Annotated in this window: 23 protein-coding genes; 9 read left to right on the top strand and 14 right to left on the bottom strand. The window is 71.3% G+C overall.

The genetic code is table 11. The annotated features are described in order from the left end of the window. Positions 1-77: 77 nt before the first annotated feature. From ML340_RS09140 to ML340_RS09115, 6 genes are all read right to left on the bottom strand, one after another. Entirely contained in the window at positions 78-593 is a 516-nt protein-coding gene (locus ML340_RS09140) for a hypothetical protein (RefSeq protein WP_240098902.1), read from the bottom strand. A gap of 10 nt (positions 594-603) precedes the next feature. Next, on the bottom strand, positions 604-906 hold the full coding sequence (locus ML340_RS09135) for a hypothetical protein (RefSeq protein ID WP_240098901.1): 303 nt from the start codon (positions 904-906) through the stop codon (positions 604-606). A gap of 287 nt (positions 907-1,193) precedes the next feature. Next, positions 1,194-1,892: a lipoprotein-releasing ABC transporter ATP-binding protein LolD gene (lolD, locus tag ML340_RS09130; protein WP_240098900.1), complete on the bottom strand. Its 699-nt coding sequence runs from the start codon at positions 1,890-1,892 to the stop codon at positions 1,194-1,196. Beyond that, positions 1,885-3,132, bottom strand: coding sequence for a lipoprotein-releasing ABC transporter permease subunit (locus tag ML340_RS09125; protein WP_240098899.1), 1,248 nt, complete (start codon positions 3,130-3,132; stop codon positions 1,885-1,887). Before ML340_RS09125 ends, lolD begins: the two co-directional genes overlap by 8 nt. Before the next feature lie 435 nt (positions 3,133-3,567). After that, complete coding sequence (locus tag ML340_RS09120) at positions 3,568-3,834, bottom strand: FAD assembly factor SdhE (RefSeq protein WP_240098898.1); 267 nt, start codon at positions 3,832-3,834, stop codon at positions 3,568-3,570. 28 nt (positions 3,835-3,862) lie between these two features. Further along, positions 3,863-5,185 (bottom strand): MFS transporter, encoded by a 1,323-nt coding sequence (locus tag ML340_RS09115; protein WP_240098897.1) that lies wholly within the window; start codon positions 5,183-5,185, stop codon positions 3,863-3,865. A 148-nt stretch (positions 5,186-5,333) separates the two neighbouring features. Here ML340_RS09115 and cyoA point away from each other — a divergent pair, with 148 nt between their 5' ends. From cyoA to ML340_RS09080, 7 genes are read left to right on the top strand one after another with little or no spacing between them, the layout of a single operon-like run. Then, positions 5,334-6,383 carry a ubiquinol oxidase subunit II gene (cyoA, locus tag ML340_RS09110; RefSeq protein ID WP_240098896.1) on the top strand — a complete coding sequence of 350 codons (1,050 nt, stop codon included), beginning with the start codon at positions 5,334-5,336 and terminating at the stop codon, positions 6,381-6,383. A 21-nt stretch (positions 6,384-6,404) separates the two neighbouring features. Then, positions 6,405-8,432, top strand: a complete 2,028-nt coding sequence (gene cyoB / locus ML340_RS09105; RefSeq protein WP_240098895.1) for a cytochrome o ubiquinol oxidase subunit I — start codon at positions 6,405-6,407, stop codon at positions 8,430-8,432. Further along, the gene (cyoC, locus tag ML340_RS09100; RefSeq protein WP_240098894.1) at positions 8,425-9,066 is read left to right on the top strand and encodes a cytochrome o ubiquinol oxidase subunit III; all 642 of its coding nucleotides are present in this window, start codon (positions 8,425-8,427) and stop codon (positions 9,064-9,066) included. Before cyoB ends, cyoC begins: the two co-directional genes overlap by 8 nt. After that, on the top strand, positions 9,063-9,494 hold the full coding sequence (gene cyoD / locus ML340_RS09095) for a cytochrome o ubiquinol oxidase subunit IV (RefSeq protein ID WP_240098893.1): 432 nt from the start codon (positions 9,063-9,065) through the stop codon (positions 9,492-9,494). Before cyoC ends, cyoD begins: the two co-directional genes overlap by 4 nt. A gap of 16 nt (positions 9,495-9,510) precedes the next feature. Then, the gene (locus ML340_RS09090; protein ID WP_240098892.1) at positions 9,511-10,242 is read left to right on the top strand and encodes an SURF1 family protein; all 732 of its coding nucleotides are present in this window, start codon (positions 9,511-9,513) and stop codon (positions 10,240-10,242) included. Then, on the top strand, positions 10,229-11,602 hold the full coding sequence (locus ML340_RS09085; protein WP_240098891.1) for an ATP-binding protein: 1,374 nt from the start codon (positions 10,229-10,231) through the stop codon (positions 11,600-11,602). The genes ML340_RS09090 and ML340_RS09085 overlap by 14 nt, the downstream gene beginning before the upstream one ends. Further along, on the top strand, positions 11,562-12,104 hold the full coding sequence (locus tag ML340_RS09080; RefSeq protein WP_240098890.1) for a response regulator transcription factor: 543 nt from the start codon (positions 11,562-11,564) through the stop codon (positions 12,102-12,104). The genes ML340_RS09085 and ML340_RS09080 overlap by 41 nt, the downstream gene beginning before the upstream one ends. Positions 12,105-12,178: 74 nt before the next feature. Here the strand turns inward: ML340_RS09080 and ML340_RS09075 are convergent, their stop codons facing one another. The 5 genes from ML340_RS09075 to ML340_RS09055 are packed head-to-tail and all read right to left on the bottom strand — an operon-like array spanning position 12,179 to position 15,801. Beyond that, positions 12,179-12,967: a succinate dehydrogenase iron-sulfur subunit gene (locus tag ML340_RS09075; protein WP_240098889.1), complete on the bottom strand. Its 789-nt coding sequence runs from the start codon at positions 12,965-12,967 to the stop codon at positions 12,179-12,181. A 20-nt stretch (positions 12,968-12,987) separates the two neighbouring features. Beyond that, positions 12,988-14,772: a succinate dehydrogenase flavoprotein subunit gene (gene sdhA, locus ML340_RS09070; protein ID WP_240098887.1), complete on the bottom strand. Its 1,785-nt coding sequence runs from the start codon at positions 14,770-14,772 to the stop codon at positions 12,988-12,990. Between the two features lie 4 nt (positions 14,773-14,776). Beyond that, entirely contained in the window at positions 14,777-15,175 is a 399-nt protein-coding gene (sdhD, locus tag ML340_RS09065; protein WP_240098886.1) for a succinate dehydrogenase, hydrophobic membrane anchor protein, read from the bottom strand. Next, entirely contained in the window at positions 15,172-15,582 is a 411-nt protein-coding gene (sdhC, locus tag ML340_RS09060; protein WP_240098884.1) for a succinate dehydrogenase, cytochrome b556 subunit, read from the bottom strand. The genes sdhD and sdhC overlap by 4 nt, the downstream gene beginning before the upstream one ends. Before the next feature lie 48 nt (positions 15,583-15,630). Next, on the bottom strand, positions 15,631-15,801 hold the full coding sequence (locus tag ML340_RS09055; protein WP_240098883.1) for a DUF1674 domain-containing protein: 171 nt from the start codon (positions 15,799-15,801) through the stop codon (positions 15,631-15,633). Between the two features lie 40 nt (positions 15,802-15,841). Here ML340_RS09055 and ygfZ point away from each other — a divergent pair, with 40 nt between their 5' ends. After that, positions 15,842-16,693, top strand: a complete 852-nt coding sequence (ygfZ, locus tag ML340_RS09050) for a CAF17-like 4Fe-4S cluster assembly/insertion protein YgfZ (protein WP_425608308.1) — start codon at positions 15,842-15,844, stop codon at positions 16,691-16,693. Positions 16,694-16,697: 4 nt separating this feature from the next. Here the strand turns inward: ygfZ and ML340_RS09045 are convergent, their stop codons facing one another. The 3 genes from ML340_RS09045 to ML340_RS09035 form a co-directional block, all read right to left on the bottom strand. Next, entirely contained in the window at positions 16,698-18,971 is a 2,274-nt protein-coding gene (locus tag ML340_RS09045) for a thiamine pyrophosphate-dependent enzyme (RefSeq protein ID WP_240098879.1), read from the bottom strand. Between the two features lie 61 nt (positions 18,972-19,032). Beyond that, a complete protein-coding gene (locus ML340_RS09040) occupies positions 19,033-20,196 on the bottom strand; it encodes an acyl-CoA dehydrogenase family protein (protein WP_240098878.1) in 1,164 nt (387 codons plus the stop codon). Positions 20,197-20,325: 129 nt separating this feature from the next. Next, positions 20,326-21,150 (bottom strand): glycine zipper 2TM domain-containing protein, encoded by an 825-nt coding sequence (locus ML340_RS09035; RefSeq protein ID WP_240098876.1) that lies wholly within the window; start codon positions 21,148-21,150, stop codon positions 20,326-20,328. A gap of 187 nt (positions 21,151-21,337) precedes the next feature. Here ML340_RS09035 and ML340_RS09030 point away from each other — a divergent pair, with 187 nt between their 5' ends. After that, the gene (locus tag ML340_RS09030) at positions 21,338-21,562 is read left to right on the top strand and encodes a DUF6116 family protein (RefSeq protein WP_240098875.1); all 225 of its coding nucleotides are present in this window, start codon (positions 21,338-21,340) and stop codon (positions 21,560-21,562) included. The last annotated feature ends 1 nt before the right edge of the window (position 21,563 follow it).

Here is a 21,563-nt window from a genome sequence, read left to right as displayed (position 1 = left end):
CGCAGGCTGCGCCGGCGGCGCACGGCCTCCGATCGGCGGTGCGCGCTGCGCGGGGTCGGGGAATCCCGCGTCCGGCCTCAGCCGCGCAGCAGGGCCTCGCCGCGCCGGCGCAGGGTGTCGGCCTTGGCCTCGTCCACCGTCAGCCGCACCACCGAGACGGTCTTGGCCAGCGCTGCGGCAATCTCGCCGGGGGTATCGCCGGCGGTCAGCAGGCGGCGGCCGGCCGCTTCGGCCTGGGCATCGCCGAGCACCTCGCGGCACAGATCGAACAAGGCCTGGCGCAGCGCGGCCGGCCCGGCCGGCCCGGCGGGCCCGGCCTGCGCGCCGCTGGTCACGGCCGCGGGGGCCGGTGCCGCCGCGGGCGCCGGGACGGCGGGCGCGGCGCCGGCGATCGCGATCAAGCCCTCCGCCAGCAAGCGCTCCAGCGACTCGTCGAGGTCGCGGTAGGGCGCACGCGCACGCAGGGCCGCGCCGTCGGAGCGTCCGTCGACCAGGATCAGCACCCGCCGCAGCGCCAGCGACAGGCGATGGTCGTGCTGCGCGAGCGCTGCCTCCCCGGCCGCCGTGCGCAGGAACACGGTGCGCTCGAACATGCCGCCCCCGTCAGTCCGACAGCGCGCGGATGATGGTGTGGATCAGGCGGATGGTGATCACCACGTAGATCGCGCCGCCGAGGAAGATCGCCACCACCACCAGGCGCAGGGTCTCGATCGGCATGCGCCCGAAGAACGGGATCGCGGCATAGCCGACCGCGAACAGCAGCACCAGCCAGGTGAGGATCTTCCATTGCCGGCCGACCACCCCGCCCGGCACCTGCCGCCGCAGCGAGATCGCCTGCCAGAGCCCGTACAGGATGCTCAGGATCGCGAGGATCCCGATGCCGTAGAACAGCGTTTCGTTGCCCATGCCCCCTCCACATGCCTTGCAAGCGCCGACGACGCGTGACGCGCGTCACGATTTTTCTGGCTGATCAGTGGCTTGCACCACCATCCCGGACGGTACGGCGGCGGTCGCCATAGCGTCAAGCCGGCGTCATGCGCGCGTCATCGCGACTTACGGCGCGGGCGGCACGGACCGGCCAGCACGCGGCAGCCCTCCGCGCCCGCGAGGCACACGGCCCGGCTTGCAGGCAGGCATGCGACGCCCGGCGGGGAGCGGCCATGTACGCCGGTGGCCGCGACGCGCGGACCGGCTTACGGATCGAGGCAGGGCCGCAGGCCGCCCTCGTGCAGCTCCAGCACGCGGTCGAGGCGGCGCGCCAGGCCGCGGTCGTGGGTCACCAGCACCAGGCTGGTGCCGTGCGCGCGATTGAGCTGCAGCATCTGCTCGAACACCTGCGCCGCGGTCTTCTCGTCGAGGTTGCCGGTGGGCTCGTCGCCGAGCACGCAGGCCGGGCGGTTGACCAGTGCGCGCGCGACCGCGGTGCGCTGGCGCTCGCCGCCGGACAGTTCGCCCGGCTTGTGGCGCAGGCGGTGGCCGAGGCCGACCGCCTCCAGCAGTGTGCGCGCGCGGTCGCGTGCCTCGTCCACCGCCGCCCCGGCCAGCAGCACCGGCATCATCACGTTCTCCAGCGCGGTGAACTCCGGCAACAGGTGGTGGAACTGGTAGACGAAGCCGAGCGCGCGGTTGCGCAGGCGGCCGCGCGCGGCGTCCGACAGCGCGCTCATCTTCTGCCCGGCCACGTACACCTCGCCGGTGGTCGGCACGTCCAGCCCGCCCAGCAGGTGCAGCAGGGTGCTCTTGCCGGCGCCGGAGGCGCCGAGGATGGCCACCGTCTCGCCGGGCGCGACCGCGAACTCCAGCCCGCCGAACACCGGCGTGCGCAGGCGCCCTTCGGCGTAGGTCTTGCCCAGGTTCTCGGCGCGGATCACCGCGTCGGCCGCGTCATTCATAGCGCAGCGCCTCCGCCGGCGCGGTGCGCGCGGCGCGCCAGGCCGGGTACAGGGTGGCGAGGAACGCCATCGCCAGCGCGACCAGCGCGATCGCAAGCACATCGTGCGCGCGCAGGTCGGTGGGCAGGCCGGTGATGTAGTAGACGTCCTCCGGCAGCAGCTGCACGCCCAGCAGCGCCTCGATCCCGCGCAGGATCGCGTCCAGGTTGAGGGTGAGCAGGATGCCGCCGGCGACCCCGGCGAGGGTGCCGATCACCCCGATCAGGCTGCCCTGGACCATGAACACCTGCATCACCTGGCGCGGGGTCAGCCCGAGCGTGCGCAGGATGGCGATGTCGGCCTGCTTGTCGGTCACCAGCATCACCTGCGAGGACACCAGGTTGAACGCGCCCATTGCGATGATCAGCGACAGCAGGATCGCCATCACCGTCTTCTCCATCTTCAGCGCGCGGAACAGGTTGGCGTTCTCCTGGGTCCAGTCGCTGACCCGGTACGGGCCGCCGAGGCGCAGGGCGAGGTCGCGCGCGACCGCGAACGCCTGGTCCATGTCGTGCAGGCGCAGGCGCACCCCGGTCACGCCCTCGCCCATCCGCAGCAGGCGCTGCAGGTCCTGCAGGTTGACCACCGCCAGGCCCTTGTCGAACTCGTTGTAGCCGGCCTCGAAGATGCCGCTGACGCGGAACCGCTTCATGGTGCCGATCCCGCCGCTGAGCGGGTTGCTGCGCAGGTCGGCCAGGGTCACCACCACGTCGTCGCCGACCCCGACCCCGAGCCACATCGCCAGCTCGCGCCCGAGCACGATGTTGAAGCGCCCGGGCGCGAGGTCCTGCAGCCGGCCCTGCACCATCTTCGCGCCGAGCACCGAGACCTTGCCCTCCTGCGCCGGGTCCACCCCGCGCAGCATCGCCGGCTGGTTGTTGGCGCCGGAGATCAGCGCCTCCTTCTCGATGTAGGGCGCGGCGCCCGCCACCCGCGGGTCGGCCATCGCCACCCGCACCGCGCGCGGCCAGTCCTGCAACGGCGCGTCGTAGCCGCTGACGGTGGCGTGCGCGGCCATCTGCAGCAGGCGGTCGCGGATCTCGCGCTGGAACCCGCTCATCACCGCCAGGGTGGTGATCAGCGCGGTGACCCCGAGCGCGATCCCGAGGATCGACGCCAGCGAGATGAAGGAGATGAAGCCGTTGCGGCGCTTGGCGCGCAGGTAGCGCAGGCCGATGGCGACGGGGACGGGCTTGAACATGCAGGCCGCTCGCGGAGGGAGCGCCATCCTGCCATCGCCGGCCGCGGCGCGACAGCCTCGCCGCGCAGTAGCGCCAGCTTGAGTTCACGCCGTGCCGGCGGCGGCAGGGTGTCCGGCCACCAGGCCAGCGCGACCCGGGCGCCGTCCGGCATGCGCCCGCGCAGGACCGCCAGCGGTCCGCGCCAAGCCAGCGTCGGCGCCTGCAGCGGCTCACCGTCGATCCGCAGCGGCCCGCCGGGCGACCATTGCACCCGGCGCGGCGGCATGCACCGGTGGCGCCGCCACAGGCGCAGGCCGTGGCCGAACGCGAGCAGCGACAACGGCCAGGCGAGCGCGCGCGGCAGGCCGGAGCCCAGCACTGCTGCCGGCGCGAACACGGCCAGCAGCGCGAGCGCGGCCGCGTGCCAGCGCGAGGGCCGCCAACGCAGGTCCAGTTCAGCCGGGAGGCAGGGCGCGGATGGCGTGGACGAGCGCGGCGAGGTCGGCATCGGCGGGCGTCTCGTGGTCGAGGAACCAGCGCCATAGCCTGTCGTCCTCGCAGTCCAGCAGGCGCAGGAAAACCGCGCGCTCGCTGCTCGGACTTTGCCGCCAGCAGCGGTCGAGCCAGCGTTCCAGCAGTTGGTCGAGCTCGCGCATGCCGCGCCGGCAGCGCCAGCGCAGGCGGCGCAGCTCGGCACCGTCGTCCGCCGGCCGATCATCCATCGATGCCACCGCCGTCACCCGCCGCGGTTCACAGCCCGGCGTCGCCCTGCTTGATGCGGTAGTGCAGGCCGAGCGCGATCAGCGTGCTCACCGCCCCGGACAGCACGTAGGCGCCGAGGAAGGCCAGCCCGAAGTTGGCGCACAGCCACAGCGCCACCAGCGGCGCGAACGCGGCGCCGATCAGCCATGCCAGGTCGGTGGTCAGCGCCGCGCCGGTGTAGCGGTAGCGGTTGCCGAAGTTGCGGGTGACCGCGCCGGAGGCCTGCCCGTAGGACAGCCCCAGCAGCAAGAAGCCCAGCAGCAGGAACACGTCCTGCGCCAGCTCGCCGCCGCCGAGCAGGGTCGGCGCGAAGCCGCTGAACATTGCGATCGCCAGCGCCAGCCCGCCCAGGGTGCGCATCCGCCCGTAGCGGTCGGCGATCACGCCGGAGGCCAGCACCCCGCCGATCGCGAGGAAGCCGCCGACCACCTGCACCCACAGCAGGCCGACGATCGACTGGTCGCTGTAGAGCAGCAGCCACGACAGCGGGAAGATGGTGACGATGTGGAACAGGGCGTAGCTGGCCAGCGGCGCGAACGCCCCGATCACCACGTGCTTGCCCTTGACCTGGACCAGCTCGCGCAGCGGGACCGGCTCCAGCTCGCGCTGGCGCAGTTCGGTCTCGTATTCCTGGGTCACCACTAGGCGCAGGCGCGCGAACAGGGCGACCACGTTGATCGCGAAGGCGACGTAGAACGGGTAGCGCCAGCCCCAGTCGTAGAAATCCTCGGACGACAGGTTGGCGATCAGGTAGGCGAACAGCGCGGCGGCGACGATGAAGCCGACCGGCGCGCCGAGCTGGCCGAGCATCGCGTACCAGCCGCGCTTCTCCTTGGGGGCATTGATCGCCAGCAGCGAGGGCAAGCCGTCCCAGGAGCCGCCAACCGCCGCTCCCTGCAGCAGGCGGAACGCCGCCAGCAGCCAGATCGCGCCCGCACCGAGCACTTCGTAGCCGGGCAGGAACGCGATCCCGGCGGTGGCGATGCCGAGCATGAACAGGGCGACTGTGAGCTTGGTCCCCCGCCCCCAGCGGCGCTGCACCTGCATCGACAGCATGGTGCCGAACGGCCGGGTGAGGAACGCCAGGGCGAAGATGGCGAACGAATACAGCGCGCCGGTCAGCGGATCGGCGAACGGGAAGAACACCCGCGGGAACACCAGCGCCGAGGCGATGCCGTAGACGAAGAAATCGAAGTTCTCCGAGGCGCGCCCGATCACCACGCCGACCGCGATCTCGCCCGGGGCGACCTCGTGGCTGGCCTTGCGGCCATGGTCGTGGGACGTCGCGGCGGCGGGGATCTGGGCGGACATCGGTGGCTCCGGGGGTGCGGCCGCGTATGGAGTGCGGCGATTGCAGCATAGTCCAGCCCCGGCCGCCTTGCGATAGGACAAAACGTCCAATCGCCGGGCGCGGCCCGCGGGCGTACCCTATGCGCATTCCCCCGCGTTCCCGATGCCCATGCCCAAGCTCCCACGCCTCACGTGGCTGCTGCCCGCGCTGCTCTTGACCGGCTGCGACCGGCTGGTCGTGCTCGATCCCAGCGGCGACATCGCCCGCCAGCAGGGCCACCTGATCGTGATCGCCACCGTGCTGATGCTGCTGGTGATCGTGCCGGTGATCGCCCTGACCCTGTACTTCGCCTGGCGCTACCGCGCCTCCAACCGGGCGGCCAGGTACACCCCGGACTGGGACCACTCGACCCAGCTGGAGCTGGTGATCTGGGGCGGCCCGCTGCTGATCATCCTGGCCCTGGGGGCGATCACCTGGATCACCACCCACACCCTGGACCCCTACCGCCCGCTCGACCGCATCGCCCCCGGCAAGCCGGTGCCGGCCGGGGTCAAACCGCTCGAGGTGCAGGTCGTCTCGCTGGACTGGAAGTGGCTGTTCATCTACCCCGAGCAGGGCGTGGCCACGGTCAACGAACTGGCCCTGCCGGTGGACCGCCCGGTCCGCTTCAAGCTCACCTCCTCGAACGTGATGAATGCGTTCTACGTGCCGGAGCTGGCCGGGATGATCTACACCATGCCCGGCATGCAGACCGAGCTGAACGCGGTCGCCAACGCGCCCGGCCGCTTCCGCGGCAAGTCCTCCAACTACAGCGGCGCCGGCTTCTCGTGGATGCAGTTCGACGTGCTGGCGCTGGACGAGCCGGGCTTCGAACGCTGGGTCGCGCAGACCCGCGCGGCCGGCGGCGAGCTGTCGCGCAGCGCCTACCTCGCCCTGGAGCAGCCGAGCCGGCAGGTGCCGGTGCAACGCTACGGCCGGGTCGATCCCGGCCTGTACGACGCCGTGCTCAACCGCTGCGTGGACCCGCGCCGGATGTGCATGCACCACATGATGGCGATCGACGCCGCCGGCGGCCGCAGCGCCGCCCGGGCGGGCCTGGCCAGCCTGCAGCCGCGCACCCGCGGCGACCTGCGCGGGCGGCCGTACGTGCCCGACGATGCCACCTGCACCACCGAACCGGCCCCGGCCGTGTTCGACCTGGCGCGCCGCGCGCCGTGACCTGACGTTCCCGGACCGCCCATGATCTCCGCCCTCTCCCCCGATTCCGGCGCCTACGCGCACTGGTCGCCCTGGCTGGGCAAGCTCAGCCTGGCCGTCATCCCCTACCACGAGCCGATCCTGGTCGGCACCTTCATCGGCGTGGCCGTGATCGGCCTGGCGGTGCTGGCGCTGGTCACCAAGTACCGCCTGTGGGGCCCGTTCTGGCGCGACTGGGCCACCAGCATCGACCACAAGAGGATCGGCATCATGTACATGGTGCTGGGGCTGGTGATGCTGCTGCGCGGCTTCGCCGACGCGATCATGATGCGTTCGCAGCAGGCCATCGCCTTCGGCGACAACATGGGCTACCTGCCGCCGCACCACTACGACCAGATCTTCACCGCGCACGGCGTGATCATGATCTTCTTCGTGGCCATGCCGTTCATCACCGGGCTGATGAACTACGTGGTGCCGATGCAGATCGGCGCGCGCGACGTCGCCTTCCCGTTCCTCAACAACTTCAGCTTCTGGATGACGACCGCCGGGGCCATGCTGATCATGGTCTCGCTGTTCGTGGGCGAGTTCTCCAAGGCGGGCTGGCTGGCGATGGCGCCGCTGTCGGGGATCGACTACAGCCCGGACGTGGGGGTGGACTACTACATCTGGGGGCTGCAGATCGCAGGCGTCGGCACCACGCTCTCAGGCATCAACCTGATCGTGACCATCATCAAGATGCGCGCGCCGGGCATGAGCCTGATGAAGATGCCGGTGTTCACCTGGACCGCGCTGTGCTCGAACATCCTGATCGTGGCCAGCTTCCCGGTGTTCACCGCGGTGCTGGCGATGCTGGCGATGGACCGCTACCTGGGCACCAACTTCTTCACCAACGACCTCGGGGGCAACCCGATGTTGTACGTGAACCTGATCTGGATCTGGGGCCACCCGGAGGTGTACATCCTGATCCTGCCGTTGTTCGGGGTGTTCTCGGAGGTGGTGTCCACCTTCAGCGGCAAGCGCCTGTTCGGCTACACCTCGATGGTGTACGCCACCGTGTGCATCACCATCCTGTCCTACCTGGTGTGGCTGCACCACTTCTTCACCATGGGCTCGGGCGCCAGCGTGAACTCGTTCTTCGGGATCACCACGATGATCATCTCGATCCCGACCGGCGCGAAGATGTTCAACTGGCTGTTCACCATGTACCGCGGCCGCATCCGCATGGAAGTGCCGATGCTGTGGACGATCGGCTTCATGGTCACCTTCACCGTCGGCGGCATGACCGGCGTGCTGCTGGCGGTGCCGCCGGCCGACTTCGTGCTGCACAACTCGCTGTTCCTGATCGCGCACTTCCACAACGTGATCATCGGCGGCGTGGTGTTCGGCTCGTTCGCCGGCATGACCTTCTGGTTCCCGAAGGCGTTCGGCTACAAGCTCGATCCGTTCTGGGGGAAGATGTCGTTCTGGTTCTGGTTCCTCGGCTACTGGTTCGCGTTCACCCCGCTGTACGTGCTCGGGCTGATGGGCGTGACCCGCCGCATGAGCCACTTCGACGACCCCAGCCTGCAGCCGTGGTTCATCGTGGCGGCGTTCGGCGCGCTGCTGATCGCGGTCGGGATCGCCTCGTTCATCGTCAACCTGGTGGTCAGCTACCGCCGCCGCGAGCAGCTGCGCGACGTCAGCGGCGACCCGTGGGACGGGCGCACCCTGGAGTGGTCCACCTCCTCGCCGCCGCCGGCCTACAACTTCGCCTTCACCCCGGTGGTGCGCGACATCGACGCCTGGTGGGACATGAAGCAGAACGGCTTCGTCCGCCCGCAGTCCGGGTTCCTGCCGATCCACATGCCGAAGAACACCGCCGCCGGCGTGGTCCTGGCCGGGATCAGCCTGGTGCTGGGCTTCGCCCTGGTCTGGCACATCTGGTGGCTGGCGATCGCCGGGTTCGTCGGCCTGGTCGGCGCCGCCATCGTGCACACCTTCAACTACAAGCGCGACTACTACATCCCGGCCGCCGAGGTGGCCGCGACCGAAGCCGCGCGCACCCAGCAACTGGCCTCCGCCCATGTCTGACGCGATCGCCCTGCCCGCCAGCGGCCGCCCGGCCGACCCCACCGCGGCCTTCCTCGACCTGAAGGGCCGCCACCATCCGGAGAACGGCACCCTGCTGGGCTTCTGGATCTACCTGATGAGCGACCTGCTCATCTTCGCCTGCCTGTTCGCCACCCACGCGGTGTTCTCGCGCAGCTACGCCGCCGGGCCGTCCGGGGCCGAGCTGTTCGACCTCACCCTGGTCGCGGTCAACACCGCGCTGCTGCTGCTGTCCTCGCTGACCTACGGCCTGGCCATGATCGCGATGCAGGGGGGGCACAAGCGCGGGGTGCTGGCGTGGCTGGCGGTGACCGGCATCCTCGGCGCCGCGTTCGTGAGCCTGGAGATCTACGAGTTCCTGCACCTGATCCACGAGGGCGCCGGCCCGCAGCGCAGCGCGTTTTTGACCTCGTTCTTCGCGCTGGTCGGCACCCACGGCCTGCACGTGAGCTTCGGCATCGTCTGGCTGCTGACGCTGATGGTGCAGGTCGCCCGCCACGGCCTGAACCCGGCCAACCGCCGCCGCCTGCTGTGCCTGTCGATGTTCTGGCACTTCCTGGACCTGGTCTGGATCGGCGTGTTCACCTTCGTCTACCTGATGGGCGTGCTGTCATGAGCCAACACCTGCACTCCACCCACGACGCCGGCACGCCCGACGGGCACGCCGCCCACGGCGACGGCCACCACCACGACGATCACCACGGCGGCAGCCAGGTGCACTTCAGCCTGCGCGGCTACCTCGCCGGGTTCGCGCTGTCGGTGGTGCTGACCGCGATCCCGTTCTGGCTGGTGATGGGCAAGGTCATCCCCAGCGCCGCGCTCACCGGCGTGGTGCTGGTGGTGTTCGCGGCGATCCAGATCCTGGTGCACATGGTTTACTTCCTGCACCTGGACGCGCGCTCCGAGGGCGGCTGGAACCTGCTGTCGATCCTGTTCACCGTGATCCTGGTGGTGATCCTGCTGGCCGGCACCCTGTGGGTGATGTACCACATGAACGCCAACATGATGCCGACGCATTCCTACGATGCGCGCATGATGGAGTGAGCCGGCGCCGCCGCGCATGCGTCCGCGCCGCCGCCCCGCGACCTACGCCCTGCTGGCGCTGCTGGCGCTGGCGGCGGCGGGCTTCACCGCGCTCGGGGTGTGGCAGCTGGAGCGACTGCAGTGGAAGCGCGCGCTGATCGCGCGGGTCGAGGCCCGCCTGCAGGCCGCCCCGCAGCCGCCGCCCGGCCCCGCGCAGTGGCCGACGGTCAACGCCGAGCGCGACGAGTACCGGCGGGTGGTGCTGAGCGGACGCTACCTGCCGGTGCCGGACACGCTGACCCAGGCGGTGACCGACTTCGGCGCCGGGCACTGGGTGCTGTCCGCCCTGCGCGACGCGGACGGCCGCGTGGTGCTGGTCAACCGCGGCTTCGTGCCGGCCGGCACCCGCCCGGCGCCGCCTGCGGCCGGCGCCGTGCAGGTGCGTGGGCTGCTGCGCATGAGCGAGCCGGGCGGCGGCTTCCTGCGCGCCAACCGGCCCGCCGAGGGGCGCTGGTACTCGCGCGACGTGGCCGCGATCGCGCGGGCGCGCGGCCTGCCTGACGCCGCCCCGTTCTTCGTGGATGCCGAGGCCGCGCCCGGCGATCCGCCGTGGCCGCGCGCGGGCCTGACGGTGGTGCGCTTCCGCAACCAGCACCTGCAGTACGCGCTGACCTGGTTCGCGCTCGCGGCCCTGGCGCTGTGGGGCCTCTGGCGCGTGCTGTCCGAGGCGCGGCGTTTGCGGCACCATGCCGCCGATGCCGACGCCTGAGCCACCGCCGCCCGCCCGCCCGCCGCGGCGCTCCCGCTGGCGCCGCGACTGGCGCGACAGCGCGCGCGGCAAGAACATGCAGCAGCTCTCGCAGCTGCGCTGGATCGCGATCGCCGGCCAGCTGACCACCGTCCTGGTGGTGCACTTCGCGATGGGCATCGCGCTGCCGCTGGCGCCGATGCTGCTGGTGCTGGCCGCGCTGTGCCTGTTCAACCTGCTCGGGCCGCTGTACTGGCGGCGCCTGCACCACGTGCGCGAGCGCCACCTGCTGCTGGCGCTGTTGGTGGACGTCGGCGCGCTGACCGCGCTGCTGCACCTGGCCGGCGGGATCGCCAATCCCTTCGTGTTCCTGTACCTGCTGCAGGTGGTGCTGGCGGCGGTGCTGCTGCGCCCGCGCGCGCGCTGGCTGCTGGTGGCCGTCACCAGCGCCTGCCTGCTGTGGCTGGCGCTGGTGCCGAGCCCGGTCCTGCTGCCGGCCGATCCCGAGCGCGGCCTGGCCGACCGCTACGTGCAGGGCCTGCTGCTGTGCTTCGTGCTGATCGCGGTGCTGCTGGTGGTGTTCATGGGCCGCATCGGCGAGGTTCTGCGCCAGCGCGACGCGCGCCTGGCAGCGCTGCGCCAGCGCGCGGTGGAGGAGGAGCACATCGTGCGCATGGGCCTGCTGGCGACCGGCGCCGCGCACGAGCTGGGCACCCCGCTGGCGACCCTGGCGGTGATCCTGGGCGACTGGCAGCACCTGCCGCACTTCACCTCGGACCCGGAGCTGCTGCAGGACGTGACCGAGATGCAGGCGCAGGTGCTGCGCTGCAAGGCGATCGTGCGCGGCATCCTGCAGAGCGCCGGCGAGCCGCGCGGCGAGGCCCCGCACCTGACCGGGCTGCGCGCGTTCGTCGACGGCATGGCCGCCGAATGGCAGCGCAGCCGCGCCCAGGCCGGCTTCGACTACCGCAACAAGATCGCGCAGGACCCGACCATCGTCGCCGATGCCGGCCTGCGCCAGATGCTGTTCAACATCCTCGACAACGCGCACGAAGCCTCGCCCGGCGCGGTCGCGCTGGAGGCGCGCACGCGCAACGGCTGGCTCGAGCTGGAGGTGGACGATGCCGGCCCCGGCTTCGCGCCGGAGATGCTGCGCCACTTCGGCACGCCCTACCGCAGCAGCAAGCAGGCGCCGGGCCGCGGCCTCGGCCTGTTCCTCGCGGTTAACGTGGCGCGCATGCTCGGCGGTACCATTGAGGCCAGCAACCGCCCGCACGGCGGCGCCCGCGTCTGCGTGCGCATCCCGCTGCAGGCACTGCGCCCGTACGAGGCCGACCGCGATGACGCCCCCGCCCCGCCGCCTGCTGATCGTCGAGGATGACGCCGCCTTCGCGCGCACCCTGGCGCGCTCGTTCGAACGCCGCGGCTACGCGGTGTCCACCGTCAACGGCCTGGATCCGCTGCAGGCCGCGCTTGCGGAGGGCGCCGCCCCGACCCATGCGGTGGTCGACCTCAAGCTGGCCGGCGGCAGTTCCGGGCTGGCCTGCGTGAAGGCGCTGCACGCGCACGACCCGGCGATCGTGATCGTGGTGCTCACCGGCTACGCCAGCATCGCCACCGCGGTCGAGGCGATCAAGCTCGGCGCCCGCCACTACCTGGCCAAGCCCTCCAACACCGACGACATCGAGGCCGCGTTCGAGCGTGCCGGCGGCGATGCCGACGTCGCCCTCGGCCAGCGCCAGAGCTCGATCAAGACGCTGGAGTGGGAGCACATCCACGAGGCGCTGGCCGCGGCCGACTTCAACATCTCCGAGGCCGCGCGCCAGCTCGGCATGCACCGGCGCACGCTGGCGCGCAAGCTGGAGAAGCGGCGGGTCAAGTGAGGCCGCAGCGCCCATGAACGCGAAGGCCGCCGCCCCGGAGGGCGACGGCCTGGTGCGGGCACGGCACGGCGCCGTCAGGCCTTGCGCGCGAGCATCAGCTGCTTGATCTCGGCGATCGCCTTGGCCGGGTTCAGGCCCTTCGGGCAGGTGCGCGCGCAGTTCATGATGGTGTGGCAGCGGTAGAGCTTGAACGGGTCCTCCAGCTCGTCCAGGCGGGTGCCGGTGTCCTCGTCGCGGCTGTCCACGATCCAGCGGTAGGCCTGCAGCAGAATCGCCGGGCCGAGGTAGCGCTCGCCGTTCCACCAGTAGCTCGGGCAGGAGGTGCTGCAGCAGGCGCACAGGATGCACTCGTACAGCCCGTCCAGCTTGGCGCGGTCCTGCTTGCTCTGCAGGCGCTCGCGGGTGGGCGCCGCGGTCTGCGTGCGCAGCCACGGGCGGATGCTCGCGTACTGCGCGTAGAAGTGGGTCAGGTCCGGCACCAGGTCCTTGACCACCTGCATGTGCGGCAGCGGGTAGATCGCCACCACGTCGCGGCCGTTGCCGCAGTCCTCGATCGCGCGCGTGCAGGCGAGGGTGTTGGTGCCGTCGATGTTCATCGCGCACGACCCGCAGATGCCCTCGCGGCAGGAGCGGCGGAAGGTCAGGGTCGGGTCGATCTCGTTCTTGATCTTGATCAGCGCGTCCAGGACCATCGGCCCGCAGCGGTCGAGGTCGACCTCGTAGGTGTCGGTGCGCGGGTTGCTGCCGTCGTCCGGGTTCCAGCGGTAGATCTTGAACGTGCGCGTGCGCTTGGCGCCGTCGGCGGCCGGGAAGTGCCGGCCCTTGCCGATGGTGGAGTTCTTCGGGAGGGTGAATTGGGCCATGGCGGTCTCGTCTCCCGTGCTCAGTACACGCGGGCCTTGGGCGGCACCACGTCCACCGCGCCGGAGGTGGTCATGTGCACCGGGCGGTAGTCGAAGCGCACGCTGCCGTCCTCGCCCACCCAGCACACGGTGTGCTTCTGCCAGTTGACGTCGTCGCGCTCGGGGTAGTCCTCGCGCGCGTGGGCGCCGCGCGACTCGGTGCGGTTGGCGGCGGAATGCACCGTGGCCAGCGCCTGCCCGAGCAGGTTCTGCAGTTCCAGGGTCTCGATCAGGTCGGTGTTGAACACCAGCGAGCGGTCGGACACGCGCACGTCGGCGAAGCCGGCGTGGATCTCGGAGATGCGCTTGATGCCGCTGGCCAGGGTCGGCCCGTCGCGGAACACCGCCGCGTCCTCCTGCATCGCGCGCTGCATGGCCAGCCGCAGCTCCGCGGTGGGGGTGCTGCCGTTGGCGTGACGCAGGCGGTCGAGGTTGTCCAGGCTGCGCTCGCAGGCATCCGCCGGCAGCGGCGGCAGGAAGGCCTCCGCGTCCACGCTGGCGGCGATGTGATTGGCCGCGGCGCGCCCGAACACCACCAGGTCGAGCAGCGAGTTCGAGCCGAGGCGGTTGGCGCCGTGCACCGACACGCAGGCGGCCTCGCCGATCGCGTACAGGCCCGGCACCACCGCGTCGGGGTCGCCCGCGCGCGGCTGCACCACCTGGCCGTGGATGTTGGTCGGGATGCCGCCCATGTTGTAGTGCACGGTCGGGATCACCGGGATCGGCTGCCGGGTCACGTCCACCCCGGCGAAGATGCGCGCGCTCTCCGCGATGCCCGGCAGCTTCTCGTGGATGACCGCCGGGTCGAGGTGGGTGAGGTCGAGCAGGATGTGGTCCTTGCGCTCGCCCACGCCGCGGCCCTCGCGGATCTCGACGATCATCGAGCGGCTGACCACGTCGCGGCTGGCCAGGTCCTTCGCGTTCGGGGCGTAGCGCTCCATGAAGCGCTCGCCGTTGGCGTTGCGCAGGATGCCGCCCTCGCCGCGCACGCCCTCGGTGATCAGGCAGCCGGCGCCGTAGATGCCGGTCGGGTGGAACTGCACGAACTCCATGTCCTGCAGGCCCAAGCCCGCGCGCAGCGCCATGCCGCCGCCGTCGCCGGTGCAGGTGTGCGCCGAGGTGGCGCTGAAGTAGGCGCGGCCGTAGCCGCCGGTGGCCAGCACCACCGCCTTGGCGCGGAACAGGTGCAGGCTGCCCTCGGCCATGTCCAGCGCGAGCACGCCGCGGCAGGCGCCGTCGGCGTCCATGATCAGATCGAGCGCGAAGTACTCGATGAAGAACTGCGCCTGGTGCGCCAGCGACTGCTGGTACAGGGTGTGCAGGATGGCGTGGCCGGTGCGGTCGGCGGCGGCGCAGGTGCGCTGGGCGATGCCTTTGCCGTAGTGGGTGGTCATGCCGCCGAACGGGCGCTGGTAGATCTTGCCCTCCTCGGTGCGGCTGAACGGAACGCCTTGGTGCTCCAGCTCGAGGATGGCCGGGATCGCCTCGCGGCACATGTACTCGATCGCGTCCTGGTCGCCCAGCCAGTCGCTGCCCTTGACGGTGTCGTAGAAGTGGAAGCGCCAGTCGTCCTCGCCCATGTTGCCGAGCGCGGCCGAGATCCCGCCCTGCGCCGCCACGGTGTGGCTGCGGGTGGGGAACACCTTGGTCAGGCAGGCGGTGTTCAGGCCCTTCTGGGCGAGGCCGAAGGTGGCGCGCAGCCCGGCACCGCCGGCGCCGACCACCACCACGTCGTAGCTGTGTTCCTGGATCTTGTAGGCGGTCACGCGCTCACACTCCCAGCACGGCGATGCGCAGCACCGCCACCACGCCGACGATCGCCGCCAGCGCACACACGAGGATGTTGGCCACGTGCGCCAGCGCGGCCAGCGCCGGCGCGTGCACGTAGTCCTCGATGATCACCTGCAGGCCGAGCCGCGCATGCCAGAACGCCGCCAGCAGGAACAGCAGCAGCACGCCGGCGTTCAGCGGATCCGACAGCAGCCCGCGCGCCATGTCGTAGTCGGCGCCGCGCAGCGCGAACAGGATGCCGAGCAGGTACAGCCCGGCCAGCAGCACCGCGACCGCGGTCAGCCGCTGCCACAGGAAGTGCCCGGTGCCGTCCTTGGCCGTGCCGAGGCCGGCGGCGCGCTTGAACGGGGTGCGCATGTCGTTGCGGTTGGCGTTCATGCGATCCCCCAGCGCAGCAGCACCACGGCCCAGGCCAGCACCACCAGGACCACGCTGCCCAGCAGCGAGATCCAGCTGCTGCGCACGAAGTCGCGCACCGCAAAGCCGTGCCCGGCGTCCTGCACCAGGTGGCGCACGCCGTTGATCAGGTGGTAGGCCAGCGCCCAACTGAAGGCGAACAGCAGCACCCTGCCCGGCAACGAGCCGGCGCCGGCGGTGAAGTGGCCCCAGGCCTCGCGCCCCGAAGCGAGCGCAACCAGCGCCCAGACCACGCCGAGCAGGCCGACTACCAGCGCCATGCCGGTCGCGCGGTGGAGGATGGAACTGAGCATCTGCACCTGCCACTTGTAGATCTGCAGGTGCGGCGACAACGGACGCGCCGGCGGGCGCGGATCAGGAGCGGCCATGGGGCACGTGCTCTCCGGGCTGGGCGGCGGTGGCCGCGTGGCGGTGGATCAGAAGTCGATGCATCGGCCGTCCTTCTCCCAGTCGCCGTAGCGGGTCGGCTCCGGGCCGTCGCGGCCGCCGATCTCGGCGGGAGCCGTCGGCACAGGCGGCGCGGCGGGACCGGCGGGCACCTCGGTGGCCGGACCGGTGACCGGGGTGGAAGCGGGTTGGCCTATCATCGGCATGTTCACGGCCCGCGCATTCTACGTCTCGCCTCCAATGCCCGACAACCCGCATTCCAGCGCCCTTTGCGAGACCGCGTTACCCCATCGGGTATTGCAATTGGAGGGCCGCGATGCCCTCGCCTTCGCCCAGGCACAGACCATGAACGACGTGCGCGCGCTGGCCGACGGGCAGTGGCAGTGGAACGGCTGGCTCAATCCGAAGGGGCGCGTGCTGGCGCTGTTCGCCCTGCTGCGCATCGATGCGCAGACCCTGTGGCTGCTGCTGCCGGATGCCGATGCCGGCGCGCTCGCCGCGCAGCTGCAGCGCTTCGTCCTGCGCAGCAAGCTCGCGCTGCAGGTGCGCGACGACCTGCACGCCGCCGGGGCGCTGGCGGCGCCGCAGCAGGCGGCAGGCAACCAGAGCGCAGACGTCGGCGGCACGATCGAACTCGACATGGGCGGGGACGGCGGGCCGCGCCGGTTGCGGATAGGCACGGCCACGGCACCGGTCAGTACGGAGGCTACGCTGGCATGGATGCAGGCCGACCTCGCACACGGATTGCCCTACCTCGGCGCGACCGGGACCGGCGAGTGGACGCCGCAGCAACTGTCGCTGGAGCGGCTGCGCGCCTTCAGCCTGAAGAAGGGCTGCTACCCCGGGCAGGAGATCGTCGCGCGCACCCACTACCTCGGCCAGGCCAAGCGCGGCCTGGCACTGTGCGAGGCGGACGCCCCGCTCGCCGCCGGCAGCGAGGTCCGCTGCGACGGCGACGCCTGCGGCCGCCTGGTCAGCGCGGCGGGCGCGCTCGCGCTGGCGGTGCTGCCGCTCGGACGCGACGCGGGCGCGCTGGAGGCGGGTGCGCAGCCGCTGCGCGTGCGTCCGCTGCTGGGCGGGCTGGCGCGCTGAGGGCTCAGCCCGCCAGCGCGTCCGCGGCCGCGACGATGTCCTCGTCCTTCGGGATCACCAGGAACGCGGCCCCCGCCAGCGGCGTGTAGGTGTCCGCGCCGACCACGCGCTTGAGCGGCTTGCCGCCGAAACCGGCCTCGGTGATCGCGGTGATCACGCCCTCGCCGATGCCGGCGCTGAAGCGGCCTTCGTCGACGACGAGGATGCGCGCGCACTCGCCGGCATGCCTGGCGATCGCGGCGTGGTTGAGCGGCACCAGCCAGCGCAGATCCACCACGCGCACCGTCCAGCCGTGCTTCTTCTCGATCTCGCGCGCGGCGCGCAGGCTCATCGGCACGCCGTTGCCGAAGGTGAAGATCACGCAGTCGGTGGCGTCTGCGCCGTACACGCGCTCCTCGCCCAGCACCAGCGCCTGGTCGGGCGCCGGGTAGGCGGTCAGCCACTCCCCGTCGCCGGGCGCGTACAGGTCCTTGGTCATGTACAGCGCGATCGGCTCGAGGAACACGCTCACCCGCCCGTCCACCCGCGCCAGCGCCGCCAGCGTGCGCAGCATCATCGCGGCGTCGTCGCCGCGCGACGGGCAGCCCACCACCAGCCCCGGGATGTCGCGCAGCGCGGTCACCGAGTTGTCGTTGTGGAAGTGGCCGCCGAAGCCGCGCTGGTAGCCCAGGCCGGCGATGCGCACCACCATCGGATTGGCGTACTGGCCATCGCTGAAGAACTGCAGCGAGCAGGCCTCGCCGCGCAGCTGGTCGATGGCGTTGTGCAGGTAGGCCAGGTACTGGATCTCGGGGATCGGCAGCAGCCCCATGTTGGCGAAGCCCTGGGCCAGGCCCAGGATCGTGGTCTCGTCCAGCAGGGTGTTGAACACGCGGCGGCCGCCGAAGGCCTTGAACAGGCCCTTGGTGACGGTATACACGCCGCCCTTCTGGGCCACGTCCTCGCCGAACAGCAGCGCCTGCGGATACTTGGCCAGCAGGTCGTGCAGGGCCTGGTTGATCTGGATGGCCAGGTGCCGCGGCGCCTGCTTCTCGGGCAGCTTGTCCTCGCCGCCGAAGGCCTTGATGCGGGCCTCGAGCGACGGCGCGCGGGTGGCCTCCGCCTGCACCTTGTCCGGGGTGTAGGGCGCCAGCGGGGCCATCACCTGCGCGAGCGTGGTCAGGCGCGGGCGGCGGTCGGCCTCCTCCGCGGCGGCGAAGCAGCGCCGGCGGATGTCCTCGTACAGCGCGAGGATCTCCTCCTGCGTCATCAGCCCCGATTCCAGCGCGATCGCCGCGCTGCGCAGCAGCGGGTCGCTGGCCTCGACTGCGCAGATCTCCTCCAGGCTGCGCCACTCGATCTCGAAGTCGGTGCCGGCGTGGCCCATGATGCGGGTGGTGCGCAGGTGCAGGAAAGTCGGCCGGCGGGTGCGGCGGCAGTGCTCCACCGCGCGCTGCACGTCGCCATAGCCGGCGGCGAGGTCGAGGCCGTCGGCGAAGAAATAGTCGAGGTCGCGGCGGTGGCGGAAGCTCTCCGCGATCCAGCCGCTCGGCGTCTTCACCGAGATGCCGATGCCGTTGTCCTCGCACACGTACAGCACCGGCGCCGGCAGCTGCTGGTAGGCGGTCCAGCTGGCCGCGTTGAACGCGGCCTGCGCGGTGGCGTGGTTGGCGGAGGCGTCGCCGAACGAGCAGATCACGATGGAATCGTCCGGCACCGGCAGCCCGGTGCCGAGGCGCTTGCCGGCCTCGATCGCGATCGCGGTGCCGAGCGCCTTCGGCAGGTGCGAGGCGATGGTGGAGGTCTGCGGCAGCACCCACAGCGGCTTGCTTCCCCACACCTTGTGGCGGCCGCCGCTGGCCGGGTCCTCGGCGCTGGCGGCGAAGCTCAGCGCCGAATCCATGATCGGGTCCATGCCCGGCAGCTTGCGGAAGCGCTCGGCCATGAACCCGCCGCTGCGGTAGTGCAGGAACGCCGGGTCGGTGTGGCGGGTGAGACGCGCGACCATCGCGTTGCCTTCGTGGCCGCTGCTGCCGATGGTGTAGAAGACCTTGTTCTGCACCCGCAGCACGCGCGCCATCAGGTCGAGGTGGCGGGAGATCAGCTGCGATTCGAACAGCTCGCGGAACCCGCGGGCATCCAGCGCGCTGCCGTCGAGGATCGGCTCGTCCGGCGCCGGCGTGGGCAGCGCCCGGCCGCTCCAGTCGCGCACGAACGCCTGGAAGTTGGCGTCGCACACCTCGGCGCGGTTGACGCCCTTCATGCGGGCCGGGATCGGGTGCGGGACGGGCACGAACATGCGCGGCGGCTCGGCGGCAGGGACGGGACGGAGGGCCGCGGCGGCGGCCGCGGCCGGTGGCTCAGAACGCGTTGAGGCCGGTCAGCTCGCGGCCGACCACCAGCTGGTGCACGGTCTCGGTGCCTTCGTAGGTGATGACCGACTCCAGGTTCAGCGCGTGCCGGATCGGCGCATGCTCGGTGGTGATGCCGGCACCGCCCAGCAGGTCGCGCGCCTCGCGGGCGACGTCGAGGGCCATGCGCACGTTGTTCCACTTGGCCAGCGAGACCTGGGTGGGCTGCATGCGGCCGGCGTCCTTCAGCCGTCCCAACTGCAGCGACAGCAGCTGGGCCGTGGTGATCCGGCGCGCCATGTCGGCCAACTTCAGCTGCGCGGCCTGGGTGGCGGCCACCGGGCGCCCGAACAGGATGCGCTCCTTGCTGTAGCGCAGCGCCTCGTCGAGGCAGGCGATGGCGGCGCCGATCGGGCCCCAGGTGATGCCGTAGCGGGCCTGGGTGAGGCAGCCCAGCGGGCCCTTCAGGCCCTTCACGTTGGGCAGGCGGTTGGCGTCCGGCACGCGCACGTTGTCGAGGAACAGCGCGCTGGTGACCGAGGCGCGCAGGCTCATCTTGTGCTTGATCTCCTGCGCGGCGAAGCCGGGCATGCCCTTCTCGACGATGAAGCCCTGGATGCCCGCGTCGGTCTGCGCCCACACGATGGCGATGTCGGCCAGGTTGCCGTTGGTGATCCACATCTTGGCGCCGTTGAGCACCCAGTCGCCGCCGTCGCGGCGCGCGTGGGTCTTCATGTTGGCCGGATCGGAGCCGCCGTGCGGCTCTGTCAGGCCGAAGCAGCCGATCACCTTGCCCGCGGCCATCTCCGGCAGCCAGCGCTGGCGCTGCTCCTCGCTGCCGTAGGCGTAGATCGGGTACATGCACAGCGAGCTCTGCACGGACACGAAGCTGCGGATGCCGGAATCACCGCGCTCCAGCTCCTGGCAGATCAGGCCGTAGCTGACCGAGTTCAGGCCGGCGCAGCCGTACTGCTCCGGCAGCGACGAGCCGAGCAGGCCGAGACTTGCGATCTCCGGAATCAGCTCCTTGGGGAAGCGGCCGGCGTCGAAGCACTCGCCGATGATCGGCAGCACTTTCTCGTCGGTGAAGCGCGCCACGCTGTCCTGCACCGCGCGCTCCTCCTCGCTGAGCAGCGCACGCACGTCGTAGAGGTCGTAGGGATGCAGGGCCATGGTCTTCGGCGCGAGGTGGACGATCCGCAAATTGTACCGAGGCAGGGCGCCGAGCCGACACCTGCGAAGCGCAAGGAAAAGGCCGACATTCCGCCGGCCTTTTCCGTTCCGGGCCTGCGTTTCGTCGCGTCAGCGGCGGCTGGTGGCGGCGTCCGTGGCCGCGACCTGGGTCACCACCTGGCCATCGACCACCGGCAGGCGGTCGCCGGGGCGCTGGTCCATGCGCACCGTGTGGCGCTGGCCATCGAGCACGTAGGTCACGTCGTAGCCGACGGTGCGGGTCTCCTGGCCGAGCGCGATGCGGCTGCCCGGCTTCTTGTCGGTGCGCATGCTGGCGGTCTTGCCGTCCGGGGTGCGGTAGGTGACGTTCCAGGCCACGGTGCGGGTGTTGCTGACGCTGTCGCTGACCGTGCGGCACTGGCGCTCGGTGCGGTTCACGACCCGGCCGCCCTCGTGGCGCTTGTCGATCTCGTGCCCGGCATAGCCGCCGGCCACCGCGCCGGCCACGGTCGCCAGCTTGCGCCCGTCGCCCTTGCCGATCTGGTTGCCGAGCAGGCCGCCGACCACCGCGCCGACCACGGTGCCGCCCACGTTGCCGTCGCGCTCGGGCAGGCGCTCCTGCACCACCACGTCCTCGCACACCTCACGCGGCACGCTGCTGGTGCTGGTCTCGCGCACCGGCTCGGTGCCGATCACCGTGGCGTAGAGAGGCTGCTTCTCGGTGACCGGGCGCACGTCCACGACCTCGGCATAGGCCGGCGCGGGCGGCAGCGGCGTGGCCGGGATCGCGGCATCGGCCGGGCCCGGCTCGCTGGGCGAGGCAGGCGGCGGCGCGAGCGGCGTGCCGATCGCCGGCGCCTCGGCGCTGGCGGCGGCGGGCTTGCCGCTGAACTTCAGGTAGCCGGCGGTGGCGACGCCGCCGACGATCAGGGCCGCGATGGCCACGAAGAGCATGTTCCTGTTCATCCCTCATCCTCCCGTCTGTGGATTGCGCCGATTCGTCCGGCGACCCCTGCGGCCCGGATTGCAGCACGCCCAAACTGAACGGGTACCGGCCCGGATCGCCCCCTGCCAGCACCCGTTCATGTGGCCGCCGGCCACGGCCATGCTAGCGTCAAGCGCCCCCGGGAGGAGGCCTGCCATGGCCAATCCGCTACTCGCGCCGCTGCTGCGCTGGTTCGACCGCCTGAGCTTCCCGCGGCTGTTCCTGCTCAGCGCCGCCCTGTTCCTGCTGGACCTGGTGCTGCCGGATTTCATTCCGTTCGCGGACGAACTGCTGCTGGGCCTGGCCACCCTGCTGCTGGCGCGCTGGAAGAAGCCCGCCGCGACAGACAAGGTGCCGGCCGCGGGCGATCCGGGGCGCTGAG

The organism is Thermomonas flagellata (assembly GCF_022419185.1).
GTDB classification, from domain to species: domain Bacteria; phylum Pseudomonadota; class Gammaproteobacteria; order Xanthomonadales; family Xanthomonadaceae; genus Thermomonas; species Thermomonas flagellata.
Note: the sequence above shows the minus strand (reverse complement) of the source record. Positions and strands in the feature narration are given on the sequence as shown.